The organism is Stutzerimonas nosocomialis, assembly GCF_005876855.1.
Classification (GTDB): domain Bacteria; phylum Pseudomonadota; class Gammaproteobacteria; order Pseudomonadales; family Pseudomonadaceae; genus Stutzerimonas; species Stutzerimonas nosocomialis.
The window spans coordinates 1-24,044 of sequence record NZ_QLAE01000035.1; the positions used below are offsets into that span (position 1 = coordinate 1).

19 protein-coding genes and 1 pseudogene are annotated in these 24,044 nt (G+C 66.9%); 8 read left to right on the forward strand and 12 right to left on the reverse strand.

Going from position 1 to position 24,044, the window contains the following annotated elements:
• From DN824_RS18105 to DN824_RS18115, 3 genes are all read left to right on the forward strand, one after another.
• On the forward strand, window positions 1-253 hold a 253-nt coding region (locus tag DN824_RS18105; protein WP_138409810.1), incomplete at its 5' end, for an integrase core domain-containing protein.
• Between the two features lie 183 nt (window positions 254-436).
• Complete coding sequence (locus DN824_RS18110) at window positions 437-1,972, forward strand: catalase (RefSeq protein ID WP_138409811.1); 1,536 nt, start codon at window positions 437-439, stop codon at window positions 1,970-1,972.
• An 88-nt stretch (window positions 1,973-2,060) separates the two neighbouring features.
• Window positions 2,061-2,603, forward strand: coding sequence for an ankyrin repeat domain-containing protein (locus DN824_RS18115; protein ID WP_138409812.1), 543 nt, complete (start codon window positions 2,061-2,063; stop codon window positions 2,601-2,603).
• Here DN824_RS18115 and DN824_RS18120 read toward each other — a convergent pair.
• Window positions 2,597-3,346 carry an EAL domain-containing protein gene (locus tag DN824_RS18120; protein ID WP_138409813.1) on the reverse strand — a complete coding sequence of 250 codons (750 nt, stop codon included), beginning with the start codon at window positions 3,344-3,346 and terminating at the stop codon, window positions 2,597-2,599. The two genes, DN824_RS18115 and DN824_RS18120, sit on opposite strands and share 7 nt — an antisense overlap.
• Before the next feature lie 253 nt (window positions 3,347-3,599).
• Between DN824_RS18120 and DN824_RS18125 the strand changes: the two genes are divergently transcribed.
• A complete protein-coding gene (locus DN824_RS18125; RefSeq protein ID WP_138409814.1) occupies window positions 3,600-3,869 on the forward strand; it encodes an HP1242/YdcH family protein in 270 nt (89 codons plus the stop codon).
• Window positions 3,870-3,882: 13 nt separating this feature from the next.
• Here the strand turns inward: DN824_RS18125 and DN824_RS18130 are convergent, their stop codons facing one another.
• The gene (locus DN824_RS18130) at window positions 3,883-4,317 is read right to left on the reverse strand and encodes a CopD family protein (RefSeq protein ID WP_138409815.1); all 435 of its coding nucleotides are present in this window, start codon (window positions 4,315-4,317) and stop codon (window positions 3,883-3,885) included.
• A 115-nt stretch (window positions 4,318-4,432) separates the two neighbouring features.
• Between DN824_RS18130 and radA the strand changes: the two genes are divergently transcribed.
• Entirely contained in the window at window positions 4,433-5,797 is a 1,365-nt protein-coding gene (gene radA, locus DN824_RS18135; RefSeq protein WP_138409816.1) for a DNA repair protein RadA, read from the forward strand.
• Window positions 5,798-5,830: 33 nt separating this feature from the next.
• Here the strand turns inward: radA and DN824_RS18140 are convergent, their stop codons facing one another.
• The 3 genes and pseudogenes from DN824_RS18140 to DN824_RS18150 all read right to left on the reverse strand — a co-directional run.
• Window positions 5,831-6,196 (reverse strand): PilZ domain-containing protein, encoded by a 366-nt coding sequence (locus DN824_RS18140; RefSeq protein WP_138409817.1) that lies wholly within the window; start codon window positions 6,194-6,196, stop codon window positions 5,831-5,833.
• Between the two features lie 115 nt (window positions 6,197-6,311).
• A complete protein-coding gene (gene glyA / locus DN824_RS18145) occupies window positions 6,312-7,565 on the reverse strand; it encodes a serine hydroxymethyltransferase (protein ID WP_138409818.1) in 1,254 nt (417 codons plus the stop codon).
• A 118-nt stretch (window positions 7,566-7,683) separates the two neighbouring features.
• Window positions 7,684-10,473, reverse strand: a pseudogene (locus DN824_RS18150) (sensor domain-containing protein); the annotation flags it as partial.
• 370 nt (window positions 10,474-10,843) lie between these two features.
• Here DN824_RS18150 and ettA point away from each other — a divergent pair.
• Window positions 10,844-12,508 (forward strand): energy-dependent translational throttle protein EttA, encoded by a 1,665-nt coding sequence (gene ettA, locus DN824_RS18155; RefSeq protein ID WP_138409820.1) that lies wholly within the window; start codon window positions 10,844-10,846, stop codon window positions 12,506-12,508.
• A 61-nt stretch (window positions 12,509-12,569) separates the two neighbouring features.
• On the opposite strand, the gene DN824_RS18160 is transcribed toward ettA, so the two are convergent.
• Both DN824_RS18160 and DN824_RS18165 read right to left on the reverse strand, forming a co-directional pair.
• Window positions 12,570-13,067 carry a gluconokinase gene (locus DN824_RS18160; protein ID WP_138409821.1) on the reverse strand — a complete coding sequence of 166 codons (498 nt, stop codon included), beginning with the start codon at window positions 13,065-13,067 and terminating at the stop codon, window positions 12,570-12,572.
• Window positions 13,068-13,160: 93 nt separating this feature from the next.
• A complete protein-coding gene (locus tag DN824_RS18165; RefSeq protein WP_138409822.1) occupies window positions 13,161-13,937 on the reverse strand; it encodes a ferredoxin--NADP reductase in 777 nt (258 codons plus the stop codon).
• Window positions 13,938-14,021: 84 nt separating this feature from the next.
• Here DN824_RS18165 and DN824_RS18170 point away from each other — a divergent pair, with 84 nt between their 5' ends.
• Window positions 14,022-15,152, forward strand: a complete 1,131-nt coding sequence (locus DN824_RS18170) for a methyltransferase (protein WP_138409823.1) — start codon at window positions 14,022-14,024, stop codon at window positions 15,150-15,152.
• A gap of 101 nt (window positions 15,153-15,253) precedes the next feature.
• Window positions 15,254-16,498, forward strand: coding sequence for an MFS transporter (locus tag DN824_RS18175; RefSeq protein WP_138409824.1), 1,245 nt, complete (start codon window positions 15,254-15,256; stop codon window positions 16,496-16,498).
• Here the strand turns inward: DN824_RS18175 and DN824_RS18180 are convergent.
• The 5 genes from DN824_RS18180 to DN824_RS18200 form a co-directional block, all read right to left on the reverse strand.
• A complete protein-coding gene (locus DN824_RS18180) occupies window positions 16,495-18,192 on the reverse strand; it encodes a J domain-containing protein (protein ID WP_138409825.1) in 1,698 nt (565 codons plus the stop codon). The two genes, DN824_RS18175 and DN824_RS18180, sit on opposite strands and share 4 nt — an antisense overlap.
• A gap of 10 nt (window positions 18,193-18,202) precedes the next feature.
• Entirely contained in the window at window positions 18,203-19,897 is a 1,695-nt protein-coding gene (locus tag DN824_RS18185) for a molecular chaperone HscC (RefSeq protein ID WP_138409826.1), read from the reverse strand.
• 222 nt (window positions 19,898-20,119) lie between these two features.
• On the reverse strand, window positions 20,120-22,324 hold the full coding sequence (locus tag DN824_RS18190; RefSeq protein WP_138409827.1) for a xanthine dehydrogenase family protein molybdopterin-binding subunit: 2,205 nt from the start codon (window positions 22,322-22,324) through the stop codon (window positions 20,120-20,122).
• On the reverse strand, window positions 22,321-23,307 hold the full coding sequence (locus tag DN824_RS18195) for an FAD binding domain-containing protein (protein WP_138409828.1): 987 nt from the start codon (window positions 23,305-23,307) through the stop codon (window positions 22,321-22,323). The genes DN824_RS18190 and DN824_RS18195 overlap by 4 nt, the downstream gene beginning before the upstream one ends.
• On the reverse strand, window positions 23,304-23,846 hold the full coding sequence (locus DN824_RS18200; RefSeq protein ID WP_138409829.1) for a (2Fe-2S)-binding protein: 543 nt from the start codon (window positions 23,844-23,846) through the stop codon (window positions 23,304-23,306). Before DN824_RS18200 ends, DN824_RS18195 begins: the two co-directional genes overlap by 4 nt.
• Between the last annotated feature and the right edge of the window lie 198 nt (window positions 23,847-24,044).

The window sequence follows — 24,044 nt, forward strand, 5'->3', positions numbered from 1 at the left end:
TCTGGGCTTGCGTCACCTGTACACCAAGCCCTACACGCCACGTACCAACGGCAAGGCAGAGCGATTCATCCAGACCAGCCTGCGTGAATGGGCCTATGCCCGCAGCTACGACAGCTCCGAACAGCGAGCAGCACACTTGCTGCCGTGGCTTCATCACTACAACTGGCACAGATTGCACGCCAGCCTCGGCTACCAGCCGCCAATCAGCAGGGCGCCATTCCTACTGAACAACGTACTGGCTTTACACATCTAGCGCCGCAAACCGGGTTCCGCCGCGCCCGCCACCTGTCGCGGCATAGCGTATCGGGCGGCCGGAAGTGATGAAAGATCGCTATCGGCCGCTTTGCCTTTTCCAATTTAGCCGGCAGCGCAGCCCTCCGTAGCCTTGTCGGGCGTGCCTTAGACACGCCTTTCAGAACATAAAGAGGGATGCACCATGTCGATTACTTTCAGGGCGACCCTGCCCAACCGCCTGATGCTGGCGATCACCACCGGCGCGCTTGCGCTGTCCGTCAACGCCGCGCCGCTTACCCGCGACAATGGCGCCCCGGTTGGCAACAACCAGAACTCCCAGACCGCCGGCCCCAATGGTCCGACCCTGCTGCAGGACGTGCAGCTGATCCAGAAGCTGCAGCGTTTCGACCGCGAGCGCATCCCGGAGCGCGTCGTCCATGCGCGCGGCACCGGCGCCCACGGCGAGTTCACCGCCACCGAAGACATCTCCGACCTTACCCTGGCCAAGGCCTTCGAGAAGGGCTCCACCACGCCGGTGTTCGTCCGCTTCTCCACCGTGGTGCACGGTCTGCATTCCCCTGAAACCCTGCGCGACCCCCGCGGCTTCGCCACCAAGTTCTACACGGCGGACGGCAACTGGGACCTGGTCGGCAACAACTTCCCGACCTTCTTCATCCGCGACGCGATCAAGTTCCCCGACATGGTCCACTCGTTCAAGCCGGACCCGCGCACCAACCTGGATGACGACAGCCGCCGCTTCGACTTCCTCTCCCACCACCCCGAGTCGACCCGCACCCTGACCCTGCTGTACTCCAACCAGGGCACGCCGGCCAGCTACCGGATGATGGACGGCAACGGCGTGCACGCCTACAAGCTGGTCAACGACCAGGGCCAGGTGCACTACGTCAAGTTCCGCTGGAAGACCCTGCAAGGCCTGAAGAACCTCGATCCGAAAGAAAACGAAGCGATGCAGGGCAAGGACTACAGCCACCTGTCGCGCGACCTGATCACCGCGATCGAGAAAGGCGACTACCCCAAGTGGGACCTGATGATCCAGGTGCTCAAGCCCGAAGACCTGGCGAAGTTCGACTTCGATCCGCTGGATGCGACCAAGATCTGGCCTGACGTGCCGGAGCGCAAGATCGGCCAGATGGTGCTGAACAAGAACCCGCAGAACATCTTCCAGGAAACCGAGCAGGTCGCCATGGCCCCGGCCAACCTGGTCCCGGGCATCGAGCCTTCGGAAGATCGCCTGCTGCAGGGCCGCCTGTTCGCCTACGCCGACACCCAGCTGCACCGCGTCGGCACCAACGGCCTGAGCCTGCCGATCAACCGCCCGAAGGTCGACGTCAACAACGGCAACCAGGACGGCGCGATGAACTTCGGCCAGACCACCTCGGGCGTGAACTACCAGCCGAGCCGTCGCGAAAACCGCGAGGAGACTCCACGCGCGGTCTACAGCAACCTGGAGCTGAGCGGCACCACCCAGCAGGCACCGATCCAGCGCCAGCAGAACTTCAAGCAGGCCGGCGAGCTGTATCGCTCGTTCACCGCCAAGGAAAAGACCGACCTGGTCAACACCCTCGGTGGCGAGCTGGCCCATGCCGACGACGAGGCCAAGCACATCATGCTGTCGTTCTTCTACAAGGCCGACACCGAGTACGGCGAGCGCCTGACCAAGGTCGCCAAGGCCGACCTCAAGCGCGTGCAGGCACTGGCTGCCGACCTGGAGGACTGATCCGCCCCTGCCGATCCGCGGATCGGCATCGCGGAGCCACGAAACACCCCGGGGCCGCCACCGGCGGCCCCCTCTTCGGAGGACGCCCATGCGTTATCTGGTTTTGAGCGCACTCATGCTGATCGGCCTAGGCAGCTGGGCCGACGAACCCATTCCCAGCGACCCGACCGAGGTGCAGGCGACCCTGCGCCAGTACTATTTCGACGCCGCGCGCGCCGGCGATACCGCCATGCTGGCCGAATTCATCGATGAGGACTTCGACCTCGCGACCGCGGACGAAAAGGGCTATACCGCGCTGATCCTGTCGGCCTATCACGGCCACATGGAGGCCGTCGAACAGCTGCTGGCCGCCGGCGCCAATGCCTGCGCCCAGGACAAGCGAGGCAACACCGCCCTGATGGGCGCGATCTTCAAGGGCGAGCTGCGCATCGCGCGGCGCCTGCTCGATACCGGGTGCAATCCCGACCAGCCCAACGGCGCCGGGCAGACCGCCGCCATGTACGCGGCACTGTTCCAGCGCAAGGACGTGCTCGATGCCCTGAAGGCCCGCGGCGCCGACCTGAATGCCGCCGACCATGCCGGCAACACCGCGCAGACCCTCGCGACGGGCGAGATCCGCAGCGGCTACTGAGCGGGGAAGCTGATCGGCGGCAACGCCTGGAATGCCGGCTTGGCGAAGAGGTAGCCCTGAAACAGGGTGACGCCCATTTCCCTGAGCGCGGTGTATTCGCCGAGGGTTTCGATGCCTTCGGCGATCACCGTGATGTTCAGGCGGCGGCAGATCTGCAACGTCGCCTCCACCAGCACCTGGCGGACCGAGTCGGCGTCGATCCCGCGGATCAGGTGCATGTCCAGCTTGATCACGTCGGGCTGGAAATCGGCCAGCAGGTTCAGGCCCGCATAGGCCGCGCCGAAGTCGTCGATGGCGGTGATGAAACCCATCCCGCGATAGCTGCGCAGGATCTGCAGCAGATGCTCCATGTCCTCGACCTGCTCCTGCTCGGTCACCTCGAACATGATGCGCTCGACCGGGAAATTGACCCGCTTGGCCGTGGCCAGCGTGGCGCGGATGCACAGCTCGGGCTTGTACACCGCATTGGGCATGAAGTTGATCGACAGCCGTCCGGGCAGCTGCAGTTGCGCCGACCAGTTCAGCGCCGTGACGCGGCAGGCCTGGTCGAAGCTGTAGAGGTTTTCCTGGGTCACCCGCGACAGTACCCAGCCGGCCCCTTCTCCGGCGACGCCGCGCACCAGCGCTTCATGGGCGAAGACGCTGCGGTCGGTGATGTCGACGATCGGCTGGAACGCCATGCTGATCGGAAAATCCAGGGCCTCGCCATCGCGGCAGCCCGTACAACGGTGCAATTCTTTCATGCCTTGGCTCCGCGACAGAGAGGTTCATGATCGGTAGACCTCCCAGCCGCGCGAAGGCGCGGGGACCCAGACGGCGGCCGACAAGCGGCCATGGTCCGCCGGGCTTGGGCAGGAAGGCCGGATTATGGCCAATAGCCACCGGCGTTTCCATCGCGCGCAACCGTCACGGGCCAAATAAGCCGTTGACCGATGTCAACGGCGGCGCCGCCAACCGGCGCTATGGTGGCCGCTCCATTGCCATCGGAGCCTCCCCATGCACGTCGACCACCACCCCTTGATCCGCGACTTTGCGGCACAACGCGAGAGGCTGCAGGAGCTGCGCCAGCACGACCTGCACTTCGCCCGCCTGGCCGAGCGTTACGAAGACCTGGACAAGCGCATCTGCCGCATCGAGGACGGCGTCGAGCCGCTGGACGACGCCGCCCTGGGTGCGCTGAAGCAGGAACGCGTGGTGCTCAAGGACGACATCGCCCGCCAGCTCGAAAAGCGCGCCGCCAGCTGCTGCGGCAAGTGCTGCGGCTGAAGCGGGCCTCGCCTCAGAACAGCCCGCCGAAGCGAAAGCCCGACCCGACCCAGACCAGCGCGACCGCGGCCAGGGTCAGCAGCAGGACGTGCAGCGCAAGCGCCGGCAGCCGTTGCGGCGTCAGCTGCGGAATCAACCGCAGCCGCGCATGGACGCCGAGCAAGGCGGTCATGCCGAGCAGCGCCAGCTTGGCCTGCACCAGATAGGCCTGCGCCGAAGGCTCCAGCCAGGCCGCAGGCGGCAGCCAGAGGCTGGCCAGCCAGAGTCCGCTGATCACCTGCAGCGCCAGGGCCGGCAGGCCGACTCGCTCGTAGCGCCGCTCGAAGGCGCGCACGGCCGCCACGTCCCGGCGTCTCAAGGCGCCGGGCAACACGCCCAGCAGCAGCACCAGATGGCCACCGACCCAGACGCTGGCCCCCAGCAGATGAACGAACAACAGCATGCGCATGGCGGTCTTCCGGTCCGATTTGTTTACAGTCTGAACGCGGTCGTCGCGCCCGGGGCTGATCGCGATCAAGGCAGCGGCTATCATGCGCATCCTTTCGTCCGACGCGGAGCTCCCAATGGCCAAGGCCAAGCGCATGTACGGCTGCACCGAATGCGGCTCGACCTTTCCCAAGTGGGCCGGCCAGTGCAGCGATTGCGGCGCCTGGAACACGCTGGTGGAAACCGTCGTCGACCCCATCGCGCCGTCGGCCTCCGGGCGCTCTGGCTGGGCTGGCGACAAGGCCAACCTCAAGACCCTGGCCGAAGTCAGCGTCGAGGAAGTGCCGCGCTTCTCCACCGCCTCGGGCGAGCTCGACCGGGTGCTCGGCGGCGGCCTGGTGGACGGCTCGGTGGTGCTGATCGGCGGCGATCCGGGCATCGGCAAGTCCACCATCCTGCTGCAGACCCTGTGCAACATCGCCCAGCGCTTCCCCGCGCTCTACGTCACCGGCGAGGAATCCCAGCAGCAGGTCGCCATGCGCGCGCGACGCCTGGACCTGCCGCAGGACAGGCTCAAGGTGATGACCGAGACCTGCATCGAATCGATCATCGCCACGGCCCGGGAGGAAAAGCCCAAGGTCATGGTGATCGACTCCATCCAGACCATCTTCACCGAGCAGCTGCAGTCGGCACCCGGCGGCGTCGCTCAGGTGCGCGAGAGTGCGGCGCTGCTGGTGCGCTTCGCCAAGCAGAGCGGCACGGCGATCTTCCTGGTCGGCCACGTCACCAAGGAAGGCGCGCTGGCCGGCCCGCGCGTGCTCGAGCACATGGTCGATACCGTGCTCTATTTCGAGGGCGAGTCCGACGGGCGCCTGCGCCTGCTGCGCGCGGTGAAGAACCGCTTCGGCGCGGTCAACGAGCTGGGCGTGTTCGGCATGACCGACAAGGGCCTGAAGGAAGTCACCAACCCCTCGGCGATCTTCCTCACCCGCGCCCAGGAAGCGGTGCCCGGCAGCGTGGTCATGGCCACCTGGGAAGGCACCCGACCGATGCTGGTGGAAGTGCAGGCGCTGGTCGACACCAGCCACCTGGCCAACCCGCGCCGGGTGACCCTGGGCCTGGACCAGAACCGCCTGGCCATGCTGCTGGCCGTGCTGCACCGCCACGGCAGCATCCCCACCTACGACCAGGACGTGTTCATCAACGTGGTCGGCGGCGTGAAGGTGCTGGAAACCGCGGCGGACCTCGCGCTGATGGCCGCCGTGATTTCCAGCCTGCGCAACCGCCCGCTGGACACGGACCTGCTGGTGTTCGGCGAAGTGGGATTGTCCGGCGAGATCCGCCCGGTGCCGAGCGGTCAGGAGCGATTGAAGGAAGCCGCCAAGCACGGCTTCAAGCGCGCCATCGTGCCCAAGGGCAACGCGCCGAAGGAAGCACCGGCGGGATTGCGGATCATCGCCGTGACGCGTCTCGAGCAGGCGCTCGACGCGCTGTTCGAATAGGCGGGCGCGGCCGACGAGGCCGCGCCGGCCGGCTCAGCCGCCCAGTGCCGCCAGCTCCCGCTCCAGCAGCTCGCTGTCACCCAGGTTGAGTTCCACCAGGCGGCGCAGGTGGCTGATCGAATCCAGGTCGATATGGCGGCAGGCGAAGCCCAGGGCGTTGCCCTCCTCGTGCGCCAGGTCGACCTCCATGCGCACCTGCGCGTCCGGCCCCAGGACGATGCGGGCACTGAACGGCAGGCAGGGGTCGCCATTCCAGCCTTCCGGTCGCTCGGCGAGTATTCCTTGCAGCGAAAGGTCCAGCAGCTTGGCGCTCCATCGCTGGTCGTGCTGGGTCAGCACGAGCGAGGCATCGAAGTCGATGCGCTGAAATCGGCGACGTTCTTGCGCTAGGCCGGTCATGACAATGCTCCCGTATTGCTTTCAAGACTATAGAACGCGTATGACGGTGCGTCCCGACGACAGGCAAAAAGAAGCCCGGTGCACGCGCGTGCACCGGGCTCGATTGCCACTCGGATCAGGCCCCGTAGACGGGGAATTTGGCGCAGACGGCCTCGACCTTGGCGCGCACCGCCTCGATCACCGACTCATCGCCCATCTTGTCCAGGATGTCGCAGATCCAGCCGGCCAGCTCGCGGCACTCGGCTTCGCCGAAACCACGGGTGGTGACGGCCGGGGTGCCGATGCGCAGGCCCGAGGTGACGAAGGGCGAGCGCGGATCGTTCGGCACGCTGTTCTTGTTCACCGTGATGTGGGCGCGGCCCAGGGCGGCGTCCGCGTCCTTGCCGGTGATGTCCTGCTTGATCAGGCTGAGCAGGAACAGGTGGTTCTCGGTACCGCCGGAGACCACGTCGAAACCACGCTCGATGAACACGCTGGCCATGGCCTGGGCGTTCTTGACCACCTGCTGCTGGTAGGTCTTGAACTCCGGCTGCAGCGCTTCCTTGAAGCACACCGCCTTGGCCGCGATGACGTGCTCCAGCGGGCCGCCCTGGGCGCCCGGGAAGACCGCGGAGTTGAGCTTCTTCTCGATCTCTTCGTTCTTCTTTGCCAGGATCAGGCCGCCGCGCGGGCCGCGCAGGGTCTTGTGGGTGGTGGTGGTGACCACGTCGGCGAAGGGCACCGGGTTCGGGTAGACGCCCGCGGCGACCAGGCCGGCCACGTGGGCCATGTCGACGAACAGGTAGGCACCGACCTTGTCGGCGATGGCACGGAAGCGGGCAAAGTCCAGCTTCTGCGAGTAGGCCGAGAAGCCGGCGACGATCATCTTCGGCTTGTGTTCGACGGCCAGGCGCTCGACTTCGTCGTAGTCGATCAGGCCCTGGTCGTTGATGCCGTACTGCACGGCGTTGTACAGCTTGCCGGAGGAGGACACGCTGGCGCCGTGGGTCAGGTGGCCGCCGTGGGCCAGGCTCATGCCGAGGAGGGTGTCGCCCGCGCTGAGCAGCGCCAGGTAGACCGCGGCGTTGGCCTGGGAACCGGCATGCGGCTGGACGTTGGCGTAGTCGGCGCCGAACAGCTGCTTGGCGCGGTCGATGGCCAGCTGCTCGACGATGTCGACGTACTCGCAACCGCCGTAGTAGCGCTTGCCCGGATAGCCTTCGGCGTACTTGTTGGTCAGCACGCTGCCCTGGGCTTCCATGACCGCCGGGCTGGTGTAGTTTTCCGAGGCGATCAGCTCGATGTGGTCTTCCTGACGGCGGGCTTCCTGCTCCATGGCAGCGAAGAGATCGGCGTCGAAACGGGCGAGGGTCAAATCACGGCTGAACATGGCGGTCCCCTGGTATCAGCTGGGCGGTAAGAAAGAGGCCGCGGATTCTACCCTATCGCCGGCGCGGTAGGTATGAAGCGCGATCATCCAATGACGAAGCGCGCTCATGCAGCCCGGATCAGCGGCCCGGGAAACGCCGCTCGATCTCCTTGGCCGCCATCGGGCGGCCGAGGTAGAAACCCTGCACCTCGTCGCACCCGTGGCGGCGCAGGAAGTCGAGCTGGGCCTGATTCTCCACGCCCTCGGCAATGACCGACATGTTCAGGCTATGGGCCATGGCGATGATCGCCCGGGCGATCTGCGCGTCCTGCTCGCCATCGGGCAGGCCGTCGACGAAGCTGCGGTCGATCTTCAGCACGTCGATCGGGAACTGCTTGAGGTAGTTGAGCGAAGAGTAGCCAGTGCCGAAATCATCCACCGCGATCGACGGCCCCAGCTCCTTGAGCACGCCCAGGATACGCATCGCCTCGGCCACATCGGTCATCAGGATGCTTTCGGTCAGCTCGAGCTCCAGGCACGCCGGGTCGATGCCGGTGCTGTCGAGGATCTGCGCGACCCGCCGGCCGAGCTGCCCGTCGCTGAACTGGCGCGCCGAGATGTTGACCGATACCTTCGGCACGGCGACCCCCAGCCGGTGCCAGTCGGAAATCTGCCGGCAGGACTCGTCGAGTACCCAGGCGCCCACCTCCACCACCAGCCCGACTTCCTCGAGCACCGGGATGAACTCGCAGGGCGGCACCAGCCCACGGATCGGGTGCTGCCAGCGCAGCAGCGCCTCGACGCCGGTCAGGCGGACGCCGTCGCAGCAGAACTGCGGCTGGTAGTGCAGCACGAACTGGCCGTGCTCCAGCGCATGGCGCAGGTCGCTTTCCAGCTCCAGGCGCTCCAGGGCGCTGGCGTTCATGTCGCACTGGTAGAACTGGAAGTTGTTCTTGCCGCGCTCCTTGGCGTGGTACATGGCCGTGTCGGCGTTCTTCATCAGCTGGCTGAGCTCGGCGCCGTCCTGCGGGCTCAGGGCGATGCCGATGCTGGCGGTGACGAAGAACTCGCGCCCGGAGAGCACGAACGGCTCGGCCAGACTCGCCAGCACCTGCTCGGCCACCGCCACCGCCCGCCGGAGCGCCGCGTCGCGGTGGGCGATCGGGTGCAGCAGGAAGGTGAACTCGTCGCCGCCCATGCGCGCCACGGTGTCGTCCTGGTCGACGCAGGCGGCCAGGCGCACCGCGACATCCTTGAGCATGCGGTCGCCGGCGGCATGCCCGAGCGAGTCGTTGATCGGCTTGAAGCGGTCCAGGTCGAGGAACATCAGCACCACCCAGTCGCCGCGCCGTGCGGCCTGCTGCAGGCTGGTGTCCAGACGATCCTGGAACAGGGTGCGGTTGGGCAACCCGGTCAGGCCGTCGTAGTAGGCCAGCCGGTGGATGCGCTGCTCGCTGGCCTTGCGCTCGCTCATGTCGCTGAAAAAGCAGACGTAGCTGACCAGGTCGCCCTCGTCGTCGCGCACCGCGGTGATGCCGATCCAGCACGGGCAGACCTCGCCGTCCTTGCGCTTGAGCCAGAACTCCCCTTCCCAGCTGCCGCGCTCCTTGAGCTGGCCGAGCATGTAGCCGATCTGGTCGACCTGCTGGTGGTTAGCGATCAGCCGCGCGGGCAACTGGTCGATCACCTCCACGCCGGAATAGCCGGTGATGCGGGTGAAGGCTTCGTTGACCTGGACGATGTAGCCCGCCGGATCGGTGACCAGGATCGCCGCGGTGGAATGCTCGAACACCGTCGCGGCCATGCGCAGGTCCTTTTCCGCGCGACGCTGGAGGCTGATGTCGCGGCCGATGCACAGGGTGCCGCCGAAGCGATCCTGCTCGGTCAGGATGAGCATGATCCGCAGCTCGATCGGCACCCGCTGGCCGGTCAGGGAAAGGCAGTCGAAATGCAGCACCCTGCTCGGCAGCTGGTTGCGCAGCACGGCGAGCGCCGCCGGGTCGTTGGCGGTCGCGCGGATCTCGCGCATCAGCGCATGGAAGGCGGCGATCTGGCGCGGGTTGGTCACCACGTCCGTCAGGCCGTTCTTGGCGACCCAGGCCGGGCTGTAACCCAGCACCGTCTCGATCGAGGGGCTGATGAAGTCGATGCGCACGTCGCTGGTGGTGGTGAAGACGACATCGCTGAGGCTCTCGGCGAGCATCCGGTAGCGCCGCTCGCTGGTGCGCAGCGCGTGGCTGGCCTCGATCTGCTCGGTCACGTCGCGCGCCACGCCGATCAGCCGCTCCGCGCAGCCGGCCGCATCGCGCGTCAGCACCTGCTCGCTGACGCTGAACCAGCGCCACCCGCCTTCGTGATGGCGCCAGCGCAGCAGCGATTCCTGAACCGCGCCGTCCTGCAGGCTGGCGCGCAGCGCCAGCAGCCGGGTCACGTATTCCTGGTCGTCGGGATGGGTGATCGCCTTCCAGAAGCGGTTGGCATCCTCGCAGCGCCCGTAGCCGAGCTGCCGGGCCAGGTCCTGGTTGGAATAGAGCACCCGATTGGCCTGCAGGTCCTGGACGTAGAGCGTATCGGGCACGGTTCCGAGCACATCGGACCAGAACCGCTCGCGCTCGACCAGGGCCAGGCGCGCCGCCTGTTCTTCGGTGATGTCGCGCAGCAGCCAGACGAAGCCGGTGGCTCGGCCGTTGGGCGCGAGGGTGCGCCGGGTGACGGAAAACAGCCGCTGCTCGCCGTACTGCAGCAGGCGCAAGGGCTCGAGGTAAGGCTCGCTGTCGCCCAGGTTGCGCACCAGCGCCTGCGGGTCGAGGGTCGGCAAGAGTTCATGCAGCCGGTAGCGGGCCGCCTGTCGGTTTTCGAGCCCGAACATGTCGGCCGCGGAAATGTTCAGGTAATCCAGACGCCCGTCCAGCGTGGTGATCAGCACCCGCTCCTCGACCGCGGCAAGGGCATTGGCGGCGTAACGCAGCGTCTTGTTCCGCTCGAAGAGGCGCCGCGGGCCGGGAAACCAGCACAGCACGGTCGCGACACGGCCAAGCAGCCGCGCAATCCAGGGCTGGCCCGTCGTGGGTGATGCAGGAGTCAAGGGTCTACCCACGCTGAATGATCCGTAAGGCTATGTTGCATCGAAGTATCAGGGGCGACCCGCTAGGATGCCTTGACATAAGGCAAAGTGCCAGCACTACACGCCCGGCGGTTTGCCCTGACTTCGGCATTCCGGTAGCTTTGCCGGCATGTCCGGGCCACCGGCGCGGTCGATTCGCTTTCACCTTTTTCTTTCGTCACGGGCATTCGTCTCCATGGCTCAATACGTCTACACCATGCACCGGCTGAGCAAGGTCGTTCCGCCGAAGCGTGAAATCCTCAAGAACATTTCCCTGTCGTTCTTCCCGGGCGCCAAGATCGGCGTGCTCGGCCTCAACGGCGCCGGCAAATCCACGCTGCTGCGCATCATGGCCGGCGTCGATACCGAGTTCGACGGCGAAGCCCGGGCGATGCCCGATCTCAATGTGGGTTATCTGCCGCAAGAGCCACAACTTGATCCCGAGCAGACCGTCCGCGAAGTCGTCGAGGAAGCGGTCAGCGTCATCAAGGATGCCCAGGCGCGGCTGGACCAGGTCTATGCCGCCTACGCCGAGCCGGACGCCGACTTCGATGCCCTCGCCGCCGAGCAGGCCAAGCTCGAGGCCATCCTCCAGGCGTCCGACGGCCACAACCTGGAGCGCCAACTGGAAGTCGCCGCCGATGCGCTGCGCCTGCCGCCGTGGGACGCCAAGGTCGGCCACCTGTCCGGTGGCGAGAAGCGCCGCGTGGCGCTGTGCCGCCTGCTGCTGTCGGCACCCGACATGCTGCTGCTGGACGAACCGACCAACCACCTGGACGCCGATTCGGTCGCCTGGCTGGAGCATTTCCTCCACGACTTCCCCGGCACCGTGGTGGCGATCACCCACGACCGCTACTTCCTCGACAACGTCGCCGGCTGGATCCTGGAACTCGACCGTGGCCAGGGCATCCCTTACGAGGGCAACTACTCCGGCTGGCTGGACGCCAAGTCCGCGCGTCTGGCGCAGGAGTCCAAGCAGCAGTCGGCCCACGAGAAGGCGATGAAGGCCGAACTCGAATGGGTTCGCCAGGGCGCCAAGGCGCGCCAGGCCAAGTCCAAGGCCCGCCTGCAGCGCTTCGAGGAACTGCAGTCGCAGGAATTCCAGAAGCGCAGCGAGACCAACGAGATCTACATCCCGGCCGGTCCGCGCCTGGGCGACAAGGTCATCGAGTTCAAGAACGTCTCCAAGGGCTACGGCGATCGCCTGCTGATCGACAACCTCTCGTTCAGCGTGCCGAAGGGCGCCATCGTCGGCGTGATCGGCGGCAACGGCGCGGGCAAGTCCACCCTGTTCCGCATGATCATGGGCAAGGAGCAGCCGGACTCGGGCAGCATCGAAATCGGCGAAACCGTGCAGCTCGCCTCGGTCGACCAGAGCCGCGAAGAGCTGGTCGGCGACAAGACCGTCTGGGAGATGGTCTCCGACGGCCTGGACCAGATCCGCATCGGCAACTATGAAGTGCCCTCGCGCACCTACGTCGGCCGCTTCAACTTCAAGGGCTCGGACCAGCAGAAGTTCGTCAAGGACCTCTCCGGTGGTGAGCGCGGTCGCCTGCACCTGGCGCTGACCCTCAAGCAGGGCGCCAACGTGCTGCTGCTCGACGAACCGTCCAACGACCTCGACGTGGAAACCCTGCGCTCGCTCGAAGAGGCGCTGCTGGACTTCCCCGGTTCGGCGATCGTGATCTCCCACGACCGCTGGTTCCTCGACCGGGTCGCCACCCACATCCTCTCCTACGAGGACGACTCGCAGGTGGTGTTCTTCGAGGGCAACTACACCGAGTTCGAAGCCGATCGCAAGAAGCGCCTCGGCGAAGCGGCCTCCCAGCCCAAGCGGGTCAAGCACCGCAAGCTGGCGTAAGCCTCGCTCCGAGAAAAAGCCCCGGTCCCGTACCGGGGCTTTTTCGTTTGCGCCGCCTAGCCTAGTCCTGTCCGGGCAGCGCCGCGACGATCTGCTCGACGATGGCCTCGGGCGTCTGGCGGACGTCCACCATCAAAGCTTCGTCAGGGCCCGGCGGCTCCAGCGTGTCGAGCTGATCCTGCAACAGCTCGGGCGCGAAGAAATGGCCGCGACGCCGGGTCAGGCGCTCAGCGAGCAGCTCGGGCGAGCCCTTCAGGTACACCATGAACAGATCGGCCCGGTCGCCGCGCAGCAGGTCGCGATAGGCGCGCTTGAGGGCCGAGCAGGCAAAGATGTGGGTCTGGCCCTTCTGGTACTGCTCGTCGATGGCCGCGCGGATGGCACGCAGCCAGGGCATGCGGTCTTCGTCCGTGAGCGCGATGCCTTGCGCCATCTTCCGCTTGCTGGCCTCGCTGTGAAACTGGTCGGCATCGGCGAAGCCGCAGTCCAGGCGCGCGGCCAGCTGCTCGCCGATGGTGGTCTTGCCGCTGCCGGACACGCCCATGATGAGGATGATCATCCCCTGCCCCTCCTGGTTTTCTGCTGTCAGGTTTCGGCGGGCCGGACGAGGCTTAAGTTCCGGGCCAGGGGTGACCAAAGGTTACGGTGCGCGTTACCAGTAGTTCTCGACGGCCACCTGGCCCGGGCGACGGGTCAGCGCCAGGTTCATCCCGCGCGCCTTGAGCACGGCCCGGGTGTCGTCGATCATCTCGGGATTGCCGCACAGCATGATCCGCGAATGCTCCGGCACCAGCGGCAGGTCCGCCGCGCGTTCGAGTTCGCCGTTCTCGATCAGGGTGGTGATCCGCGCATTCAGCGCACCGGGCACCGACTCGCGGGTCACCACCGGCAGGTAGAGCAGCTTGTGCCCCTGGCCTTCGAGGTAGTCCCGCTCGGGCAGCTCGCGGATCAGCGCCTGGTAGGCGAGCTCGGCGCGATGCCGTGCGCTGTACACCAGCACGATGCGCTCGAAGCGGCTCCAGACTTCCAGGTCCTGCAGGATCGAGAGAAAGGGCGCGATGCCGGTCCCGGTGCCGAGCAGCCAGAGGTCGCGCCCATCGGGGAAACGGTCCAGCGTCAGGAATCCGAACGCCTGCTTGTCCACCAGAAGTTCGTCGCCGGGCTTCAGCCGCGACAGCTCGCTGGTGAACTCGCCACCCGGCACCACGATGGAGAAGAAGTCGAGAAACTCGTCGTGGGGCGCCGAGACCATCGAATAGGCCCGCCAGACGATGGTGCCGTCGGCCTTGCGCACGCCGAGCCGGGCGAACTGGCCGGCGCGAAAACGAAAGCCCGGGTCGCGGGTGGTACGCAAGGTAAAGAGGCTGGGTGTCAGCGTCTGCACCTCGAGCAGGCGCTGGCGGGTGAACTTCTCTTCGCTGACGGTCATACTTCGCTCCCTTCGCGGATATCGGCAGCTTGGCCTGCCGACCTTGATACTCCATTCCGACGCCGACAAACACCGCCAGTTCTTATGCCTATTCTCGACAGCCCCTTCGCGCGCCTCGACCTGGTTCGCCAGCCGGAACAGCCCAACGAGCCATTGCAGGCCTTCGACGCCGCCGACGAGTACCTGCTGAGCCACCTCCACGAGCAGGGGCTGCCGGCCGATGCACGCGTGCTGATCCTCAACGACGGCTTCGGCGCCCTGGCCTGCGCGCTGGCCGGGCACGCGCAGGTCGTCAGCAGTGGCGACTCCCACCTGGCGCACCTCGCGCTGCAGAAGAACCTGCAGCGCAATGCCCTGGCTGCGGAGAGCGTCCGCTTCGTGCCCGCCAGCGAAACCGCCCGGGGGCCGTTCGATCGGGTGCTGATTCGCGTTCCCAAGACCCTGGCCCTGCTCGAAGAACAGCTGATCCGCTTGCAGGGGCAGCTGGCGCCGGGCGCCCAAGTGATCGCCGCCGCCATGGTCAAGCACCTGCCCCGCGCCGCCGGCGACCTGCTGGAGCGCCACGTCGGCCCGGTACAGGCCTCGCTCGCGGTGAAGAAGGCCCGCCTGCTGTTCGCCAGCCCCGAGCAGAAGGCCCCGGTCGACTCGCCCTACCCGACCCGCTACCGCCTGGAGCAGCCGCCGCTGACGCTGGTCAACCACGCCAACCTGTTCTGCCGCGAGAGCCTGGACATCGGCACCCGTGCCTTCCTGCCCCACCTGCCCCGCGCGCTGGGCGACCTGCGCGTGGCGGACCTGGGTTGCGGCAACGGCGTGCTCGGCATCGTCTATGCACTGCATAACCCTCAGGCGAGCCTCACCCTGGTGGACGAAAGCTACATGGCGGTGCAGTCGGCGCGCGAGAACTGGCAGGCGGCCCTGGGCGATCGCCCGGCCGATATCCGCGCCGGCGACGGCCTGGCCGAGCAGTCGCCCGCCTCGCTGGACCTGGTGCTGTGCAACCCGCCGTTCCATCAGCAACAGGTGGTCGGCGACTTCCTCGCCTGGCGCATGTTCACCCAGGCCAAGGCCGCGCTCGCCAGGGGCGGCGAACTGTGGATCGTCGGCAACCGCCACCTGGGCTATCACCTGAAGCTCAAGCGCCTGTTCGGCAAGGTCGAGCAGGTCGCGGCGACGCCCAAGTTCGTGATTCTCAGGGCGATCAGGGATCGCTGAGCAAAGCATGCGAACAGCGAACACCCGGTTCGCCACACGCTGCGCCGGGGTTGCCGCCGCATGCTAATGTGCGGCCCCCGTTCCCGCCGCTGCGCTCGCACATGTCTACCCACGCCAAGTTGTTGCTGCGTCACCAGGTTCCCTTCATCAAGTTCTGGTTCGCCCGGGTCTGCACCGCCAGTGGCTTCCAGATGCTCGCGGTCGCCATTGGCTGGCACATGTACGAACTCACCGGCAACGTGCTGGACCTGGGCCTGGTGGGCCTGGCCGAATTCATCCCGCGCGCGCTGTTCATCCTCTGGACCGGGCACGTCGCCGACCGCTTCGACCGACGCCGGGTCGCCGCCCTGTGCCAGGGCCTGCAAGGGCTGATCGCCCTGTCGCTGGTGCTCGGCGCCTGGGGGCTCGGGATTACGCGGGAGATGATCTTCGTCCTGGCCTTCCTGCTCGGTACCGCCCGCGCGTTCGAGATGCCGGCCACCCAGGCGTTGCTGCCGAGCCTGGTGCCGACGCCCCTGTTCCCGGCGGCGGTCGCGGCGTCATCCTCGGCGATGCAGGCGGCGACCATCGTCGCGCCGGCCACCGGCGGGCTGCTCTTCGCCCTGGGCCCGGTCTGGGTCTACGCCCCGGTCGCCGCACTGTTCGCCATCGCCGTGAGCCTCATGCTGAGCCTGCCCAAGCGCCCGGCACCGCCCCGCCAGACGGGACCGGCGATGGACAACCTGCTCGCCGGGATGCGCTTCATCCGCAGCCGCCCGGACATCTTCGGCGCAATCTCGCTGGATATGTTCGCCGTGCTGCTCGGCGGCGCCACGGCGCTGCTACCCGTGTTCGCCAAGGACATCCTGCTGACCGGCCCCTGGGGTCTGGGCCTGCTGCGTTCGGCGCCCGCGGTGGGCGCGCTGCTGATGTCGTTCTGGCTGGCGCGCTACCCGATCAACCGGCACGTCGGCCGGGTGATGTTCGCCGCGGTCGGGATCTTCGGCCTGGCCACCATCGCCTTCGGCCTGTCCACCTCGTTCTGGCTGTCGATGGGCGTGCTGGTGGTACTGGGCGCGGCGGACATGGTCAGCATGGTGATCCGCGGCGCCTTCGTGCAGCTGGAAACCCCGGACGAGATGCGCGGCCGCGTAAGCGCCGTGAACGGCCTGTTCATCGGCGCCTCGAACCAGCTCGGCGAATTCGAATCGGGCCTGACCGCCCACTGGTTCGGCACGGTACCGGCGGTGGTCATCGGTGGCGTCGGCACGCTACTGATCGCCGGCACCTGGATGAAACTGTTTCCCACCCTCGCCAACCGCGACCGGCTCTACAAGGAGCCGGAAACGGGCGGCAAGACAGGCTAGGGTTCGGGCTTTTCGCAGAGCTCCGGTTGTTGCAGGGCGCCGGCCGAGGGCAGGCACAGCGGATTGACGGCAGACGACCTCACCGGATCGAGCTGCCGGATCGCGCCCAGGCCGATGAACATGGCCAGGATGGCCAGCCAGATGAAGACACTCACGCCGTTGCCCTTGATGACCACAGCGATGCGCGCCCACAGCGGCGGCCTGCCGGTGCGCGGCGCCAGGACGTAATTCAAATACGCCAACAGTCCGAACGCCCCGCCCCCTCCGATCCCCACAGCATTGATCCCGAAAGCGTTGCGAGCGACATGCCAGATCAACAGCCCCACCAAGGCGCAAGGCAGCAGGTGGCGCAACGGCAGCAGGCCGCTGCCTTCTCGACAATAGCGAACAGGCAACAGGCGCTCTCCCAGCCAGACATCGAGGCTGGCAAGAGGATGCAGGAACGTGGTCCAGAGTTTTATCAACCATGAGCCGATGACAATGAGAAAGGTCGAAGCCATCGCCGCCGCAATGAGGGAGCGAGCGTCGAACTCCCGAGAAAGCACCACTACCAGCACCAACAAAGCGGGCCACCAGAACAGGTAATGGTCGGTCCGATCACTACCGGGGCGCCAACGCCGCCAATCGGGCAGTTGCTCGACCGCCAGCCGAGGGAGCAGCCCGCTGGTGCGCAGCACGGTGCTTTCCAACTGATCGCAGGCGTCCCAGGTGTCGTTGTCGAAGCCGTCGGCCATCAGCCGTCGCTGCCCATTGGTCAACGGCTTGAGCAGGAACCAGGCGGCCTTTTCCGCGGCCGAGTGCGGTTTGCTTATCGCCAGGTCACGTTGAAGCCTGGCCAGCACCGTCTGGTACTGATTGCGGCTTTCGAGCTGGTGATACAGGTAGCCCGGAAAAGGCAATGCGCCTTGCGCTTCGTCCCAGCCTGCAAGGGTGCACACCCGGTCGAAAAACGCCCCGGACCAGCCTTCGACCTCGAACAACAATCCCGCAAGCCGATGGTGGAACTGGGTCCGCTGATCGAAGCCTTGAAGCCAAGGCTCCTGCAACAACGCCTTGATCAGACCAAGTGCCTCTCTCTCGTGCGCGTGATCCGGCTCGACCAGCGTCGCGCGTACCTGATCGAGCCGCGCAGTCAGCAGACAATCGGCCAGCTGCCGTAGCGCGCCGGGATCCAGGTCGACAGCCTGCCAGGCGCTGAACCAGCGCAACCTGACGATGGCCCACTCGATGGCGGGCAACGCCGCCGCCCCTTCGCTCAAGCAACGTGACAACAGCAGTTTCTCGAACTGCGCCCTTTCTCCGACCTCGTCCGCCCGGGCCAAGGACGCATCGAGCGCTTCGGGCGCAAGGCTCGTCAGCATGATCACGGGCCGAGTTGGGCATGGCTCAGGCGCAGCGAGCTGGTCCAGCAAAGGCGCCTCTGAATGATCGGCCACGCCCATGGATGGTTCAGACCTGCCGGTAGACTCTGCCGCGATCGCAGCGGCGACAGGCGCCGGCGCAGCCTCCTCCTCATGGTCCACGTCCTCACGCCACTGAACGTAGGCCAGCGCCTGGTCATAAGCCTCACGCAATCGTTGAAAGCCATCCGGATCGTCGTCCGGGCGGGTGACCTTGAGCAGCCGCGCATACTGGCGCTTGACCGCGCGTGCGTCGGCATCGGCGTCGATGCCCAGCAGGTTCCAGCAATCCATCGCTGCGCCCTCAGAGAGTGGTATCGAGTTCGGCCAACCGCGCGGCGATCTGCGAGCGCACTTCGCGGATCTGCCGTTCGTCCTGGGTCTCGAGCACGTGCTGCAGCTGCGCCGCGAGCTGCCCGTAATACTGGCGCAGCTCGCCGAGGTGCTCCTGATAGAGCCGGTCCAGACGCGCCAGCAACAGGCTGTTCGCCTGCTGATCGCGCGGATGGATCTTGAGCGCTTCCAACGCCTCAAGGCGCTCAGCGATCTGCTCGGGCGTCAGCACCCCCGGGTTGTTCTCGATGACCTTCTTGTAGGTTTCACCCGTCAGTGGCAAGGACACCTGGGCCTCGAGCAGCCCGTTGTTGTCGTAGGTGAAGCGCACGTCGAGCGTCACCTCGCCCGCCTTGCGCGCAGGAACCGGAACGTTGAGATCGCCGAGAAAAATGTTGTCCTTAACCATGCGGCTTTCGCCCTGGTAGATCTTCAGCGCGACCTCGCGCTGATTGTCGTGAAGCGTCTGCAACTGCTGCACCTTGCTCACCGGCACCACACTGTTGCGCTCGATGATGGGCAGGAAATGACCGGATTCGATGCGAGGACCGATCTCCATGGAGGTTTCCACGCCCAGGCTGTAGGGGCAGACGTCCGTCAGTACCACTTCCTCCAGCGCCGCGTGCCGCGCCTTGAGCGCGGCCTGGATCGCCGCGCCGCAGGCCACGACCTCGTCCGGATTGAGCTGGGTGGAAGGAAAGCGGCCGAACAGCGTCGTGGCCAGGCGGCGAATCAGCGGCATACGGGTCGACCCGCCGACCAGCAGGATCTCATCCAGGTCAGCCGCCCGGATGCGGGCGTCACGCAGGGCACGCTCGATGGGCAGGCGCAGCCGCTCGAGCAGGCCGGCGGTACAGGCCGCCAGATCATCGGCGCTGAAGGCGTGGGTCCATTCCTGATCGTTCGTCCGTAGGGCGAACACGGCGGTGCCAGCGGTGCCCAACGCATGCCGAACCCGTTGAGCCTCGCGCCGCAACCGCTGGCGGATGACCGGCGCGGTGGCTTCAGGGAAGCCGGCTTCGCCGCGCTTGAGCGTGACGAAGGCCTGCACCAGCGCATCGTCGAAGTCCTCGCCGCCGAGGAAGTTGTCGCCGGCACTGGCACGGACTTCCATGACCCCGTCGAAAAGCTCGAGGATCGACACGTCGAAGGTGCCGCCGCCCAGGTCGAACACCAGGAAAGAACTCTCCTGGCGGGTGTGCAGACCATAGGCCAGGGCCGCGGCGGTGGGCTCGTTGATCAGCTTGTCCACCGCGAGGCCGGCGAGCTCGCCGGCGATGCGGGTGGCCTTGCGCTGGGCATCGCTGAAATAGGCCGGCACGCTGATGACCGCCTCGGTCACGGCCTCGCCGCAGGCGCGTTCGACATCCGCCTTGAGGCTCTTGAGCACCAGCGCGGACAACTCTTCAGGTCGGAACGCGCGACCGCCGAGACTGATGGTGTGGTCACTGCCCATATAGCGCTTGAACAGCGCGGCGGTCAGGTGGGGATGGGTCTGCAGGCGTTCGCGGGCGACTTCGCCGACCAGCACCTGGCCGTCGTCATCAAGGCCGACGACGCTTGGTGTCAGCACACTGCCCAGCGCGTTGGGCACCAGTCTGGGCCCGTTTTCGTCCCATACCGCGACGAGACTGTTGGTGGTTCCTAAGTCGATGCCGACGATCATCCTGGCTGGCTCCTGCAGGTCGCGGCCATGGATGAAAGGACGGATAGGGTAACGGGCATCCATGCGCCGGGCCGCTATTACAGCCAGCCGTTCATGCGTCGTAAAGCGCCCGCAGCCATACGGCGCGGCCTTGGGCTCATTATCTCGACGGCGTCACATGGCGCTTGGCCACCACTGGCGCACGCACCGCTCCCGACCCCGGTCGGAGCGGTGCGACCAGGGTCAGAGCAGCTTGTCCAGGGTGATCGGCAAATCCCGGATGCGCTTGCCGGTGGCGTGGTAGATGGCATTGGCCACCGCGGCGGCGACGCCGACGATGCCGATTTCGCCGACGCCCTTGGAGCCGAGCGCGTTGACGATCTCGTCCTTTTCCTCGACGAAGATCACCTCGATCTCGCCGATGTCGGCGTTGACCGGGATGTGGTACTCGGACAGGTTGTGGTTCATGTAGCGGCCCAGCTTGTGGTCGATCTGGGTTTCCTCCTGCAGCGCCTGGCCCACGCCCCACACCACGCCGCCCATGATCTGGTTGGCCGCGGTCCTGGGGTTGACCACGCGCCCCGCCGCGATCGCGCTGACCACGCGGCTGACCTTCACCGTGCCCAGCGACTCGTCCACCCGCACTTCGACGAAGACCGCCGAATGGGTGGCGCTGGCATAGCCCTCGCGCTGCTTGCCCGGCTCGGCCTTGACCTCGACCTCCAGCGCGCCGCTGACCGCGACGATCTGGTCGAGCTCGACCGCGGTCTCGGGGCGATCCTTCAGTTGCATCCGCCCACCGTCGAACACCACTGCATCGAGCGTCGCGCCGGTGAACGGCGAGACGGGCGATTGCTGCGCCGCGTCCAGAATCTTCTGCTGCAGCGCCTGGCAGGCCTGCTGCACCGCGCTGCCGACCGAGGACACGGTGAACGAGCCCCCTTCGAGCGGGGCCTGGGAGAGGTTCGAGTCGCCCAGGCGAAACTCCACCTGCTCCATCGGCAGGCCCATGGTGGCCGCCGCGATCTGCGTCATCACCGTGTAGGTGCCGGTACCGATGTCCGAGGTGGCGCTGCTGACCACCAGCCGGCCACCAGGCTCCAGGCAGGCCTTGGCGCTGGCCGGCATCTGCATCGCTTCCCACACGCCGGTGGCCATGCCCCAGCCGATCAGCTGGTGGCCGTCGCGCATGCTGCGCGGCTCCATCGGGCGCCGCGACCAGCCGAAGCGCTCGGCGCCCTGCTCGTAGCACTGGCGCAGCTCCTTGCTCGAATAGGGTTTGTCCTCGTTGCCGTTGTGGGCCGTGAAATTCCTCATGCGCAGCGCGACGGGGTCGATCGCCGCCGCGTAGGCCAGCTCGTCCATCGCGCATTCGAGGGCGTAGACGCCGACGGTGGCGCCCGGCGCACGCATGTCCAGCGGGGTATGGACGTCCAGCGGCACCAGCTGGTAGTCGAGCCTGACGTTCGGGCACGCGTACAGCATCCCCGACCACTCCACTTCGTGCTCGGTGAAGTCTTCGAAGCGCGACGTCTGCCCGATGGCCTGGTGGCTGATCGCCTCGAGCTGGCCATTGGGCGCCGCGCCGAGGGAGATCCGCTGCAGGGTGCGCGGGCGGTAACCGAAGGTGAACATCTGCTGGCGCTTGAGGGTGACGCGCACCGAGCGCTTGAGCCTGAGCGCGGCCATCACCGCCAGCGGCAGCTGGTGCTGCGGCCGCAGGCCTGACCCGAACGCACCGCCGACGAAGGGCGAGAGGATGCGGATTTTCCCCTCCATGCCGAACACGCCTTCGAGATAGCGCATGCAGTTCTGCACGCCCTGGGTCTTGTCGTAGATCTCGAGCGTGCCGTCGGGCAGGTAGTGCACCGTGGAGGCGTGGGGTTCCATCGGATTGTGGTGCTCGACCGGCGTGCTGTATTCGAGGTCGAGCCTGAGCATCGCACCGCGCAGCACGCCGTCGACGTCGCCCCGTGGAGACGGCAGCTCGGCCGGCGCCTTGTGCATGTTGCCGAGCTCGCTCAGCAGGTCGGTGTGGTGCGGCTCGCGTTCGTATTCGACGCGCACCAGGCTGCCGGCGTGGCGCGCCAGCTCCAGGTTCTCGGCCACCACCAGGGCGATGGGCTGGCCGCTGTAGAGGATGCGGTCGTTGAACAACGGGCGGAACGGCGAGCCTTCGGCCGCGTCGTCGTCCTCGTAGGGTTCGTCGTAGCTGGCGATCGGCGGGCGGTTCTGGTGGGTCAGCACCAGCACCACGCCGGGCACCGCCTCGGCCGCGCTGGCATCGATGCCGAGGATCCGCCCCCGGGCGATGGTGCTGTTGACCACGCTGCCGTAGAGCAGCCCCGGCACGTGGAATTCGCCGGCATAGTGGGCCTGGCCGGTGACCTTGAGCGGGCCGTCGACACGCGCCAGGGGTTTTCCGAACGGAGAGGTCGAGCTGTTCATCGGCTGGCTCCTTTGGCGGCGTCGCCCAGGGCGCGGGCAATGGAGCGGCGCGCCAGTTCGATCTTGAAGGCGTTGTGCTCGAAGCCGGACGCGCCGGCGAGCAGCAGGTCGGCGGCGGTGGCGAAGGCCGCGTCGTCCGCGACCTGCCCCACCAGCACCGCCTCGGCTTCGGGCTTGCGCCACGGTTTGTGCGCCACGCCACCCAGGGCGAGACGGGCGCCGGCGATGCGCTCGCCGTCCATTTCCAGCGCGGCGGCCACCGAGACCAGGGCGAAGGCGTAGCTGGCCCGGTCGCGCACCTTCAGGTAGGCGCTGTGGCGGGCGAAGCCCTGGGGAGGCAACTCGATCGCCGTGATCAGCTCACCCTCGGCCAGGGTGTTGTCGCGCTCCGGTGCGTCGCCCGGCAGACGATGAAAATCGGCGAAGGCGATGCGGCGCTCGCCACCGGCCCCCTGCACGATCACCTGCGCCTCCAGTGCCGCCAGCGCCACGCACATGTCCGAAGGGTGCACGGCGATGCAGGCGTCGCTGTGGCCGAGGATCGCGTGAATGCGGTTGAGCCCCTCGCGCGCCGAGCAGCCCGAGCCCGGCTCGCGCTTGTTGCACGGCGTGGTGCTGTCGTAGAAGTAGTAGCAACGGGTGCGCTGCAGCAGGTTGCCGCCCGTGGTCGCCATGTTGCGCAACTGCGGCGAGGCGCCGGCCAGGATCGCCCGGGACAGCAACGGATAGCGCTGCTCCACCAGCGGATGCCAGGCCAGGTCCGCGTTGCTCACCAGCGCACCGACGCGCAGCCCGCCGTCGGCGGTCTCTTCGACGTCGTGCAGCGGCAGCCGGGTGATGTCGATCAGCTGGGCCGGCCGGGTGACGTTTTCCTTCATCAGGTCCAGCAGGTTGGTGCCGCCGGCGATGTAGCGGCTGTCGGGGCGGAACAGCGCGATGGCCTCTTCGACGGCGGCCGGCCGCGCGTAGCTGAAGGGATTCATGGCCGCACCTGCTGCACGGCGGCCGACAGGCGTTCGCGCGTCTCGGCGGAGGCGTCTTCGATGGCCGCGAGGATGTTGGGATAGGCGCCGCAGCGGCAGAGGTTGCCGCTCATCTGCTCGCGGATTTCGTCGCGGTCGCTGGCGCGTCCCTCGCCGATCATGCCCACCGCCGAGCAGATCTGCCCGGGCGTGCAATAGCCGCACTGGAAGGCGTCGTGCTCGACGAAGGCCGCCTGCATCGGATGCAGCGCATCGCCCTCGGCCAGCCCTTCGATGGTGGTCAGGCGGGCGCCGTCGTGCATGATCGCCAGGGTCAGGCAGGCGTTGATCCGCTTGCCGTTGAGCAGCACGGTGCAGGCGCCGCACTGACCGTGATCGCAGCCCTTCTTGGTGCCGGTCAGCTGCAGCTGCTCGCGCAGCAGGTCGAGCAGCGTGGTCCAGGGATACACCTCGAGTTGCCGGGTGCGGCCATTGAGTTCAAGGGAAATCGGGCAGGCGGCAACGGGGGTCGCCCCCTCATGGGTGGGGGTTGCGCTCATGGGTGCCTCACGGTCGGTTGTCGCGCCGCTACGTCTAGCGCGTAGGTTGCGCAGTGATTGCGTCTAGTTTTACGACCGGGGCCGCGCCGTGATCGTTCAGCCATTCGTCGATGCGGGCCGGATCGCGACCGATCACTGCCGAATCATGGGCAAATGGCTATCGGGCGGCTTGCCGCAGCGGTGAAGGGTTCGTCGCCG

Coding starts and splice junctions, on each gene's coding strand:
- DN824_RS18130 (WP_138409815.1), bottom strand. CDS start 4,317: ATGCGCATGCTGTTGTTCGTTCATCTGCTGGGGGCCAGCGTCTGGGTC.
- DN824_RS18110 (WP_138409811.1), top strand. CDS start 437: ATGTCGATTACTTTCAGGGCGACCCTGCCCAACCGCCTGATGCTGGCG.
- ettA (WP_138409820.1), top strand. CDS start 10,844: ATGGCTCAATACGTCTACACCATGCACCGGCTGAGCAAGGTCGTTCCG.
- DN824_RS18120 (WP_138409813.1), bottom strand. CDS start 3,346: ATGAAAGAATTGCACCGTTGTACGGGCTGCCGCGATGGCGAGGCCCTG.
- DN824_RS18200 (WP_138409829.1), bottom strand. CDS start 23,846: ATGAGCGCAACCCCCACCCATGAGGGGGCGACCCCCGTTGCCGCCTGC.
- DN824_RS18185 (WP_138409826.1), bottom strand. CDS start 19,897: ATGATCGTCGGCATCGACTTAGGAACCACCAACAGTCTCGTCGCGGTA.
- DN824_RS18175 (WP_138409824.1), top strand. CDS start 15,254: ATGTCTACCCACGCCAAGTTGTTGCTGCGTCACCAGGTTCCCTTCATC.
- DN824_RS18165 (WP_138409822.1), bottom strand. CDS start 13,937: ATGACCGTCAGCGAAGAGAAGTTCACCCGCCAGCGCCTGCTCGAGGTG.
- radA (WP_138409816.1), top strand. CDS start 4,433: ATGGCCAAGGCCAAGCGCATGTACGGCTGCACCGAATGCGGCTCGACC.
- DN824_RS18140 (WP_138409817.1), bottom strand. CDS start 6,196: ATGACCGGCCTAGCGCAAGAACGTCGCCGATTTCAGCGCATCGACTTC.
- DN824_RS18170 (WP_138409823.1), top strand. CDS start 14,022: ATGCCTATTCTCGACAGCCCCTTCGCGCGCCTCGACCTGGTTCGCCAG.
- DN824_RS18180 (WP_138409825.1), bottom strand. CDS start 18,192: ATGGATTGCTGGAACCTGCTGGGCATCGACGCCGATGCCGACGCACGC.
- DN824_RS18195 (WP_138409828.1), bottom strand. CDS start 23,307: ATGAATCCCTTCAGCTACGCGCGGCCGGCCGCCGTCGAAGAGGCCATC.
- DN824_RS18160 (WP_138409821.1), bottom strand. CDS start 13,067: ATGATCATCCTCATCATGGGCGTGTCCGGCAGCGGCAAGACCACCATC.
- glyA (WP_138409818.1), bottom strand. CDS start 7,565: ATGTTCAGCCGTGATTTGACCCTCGCCCGTTTCGACGCCGATCTCTTC.
- DN824_RS18190 (WP_138409827.1), bottom strand. CDS start 22,324: ATGAACAGCTCGACCTCTCCGTTCGGAAAACCCCTGGCGCGTGTCGAC.
- DN824_RS18125 (WP_138409814.1), top strand. CDS start 3,600: ATGCACGTCGACCACCACCCCTTGATCCGCGACTTTGCGGCACAACGC.
- DN824_RS18115 (WP_138409812.1), top strand. CDS start 2,061: ATGCGTTATCTGGTTTTGAGCGCACTCATGCTGATCGGCCTAGGCAGC.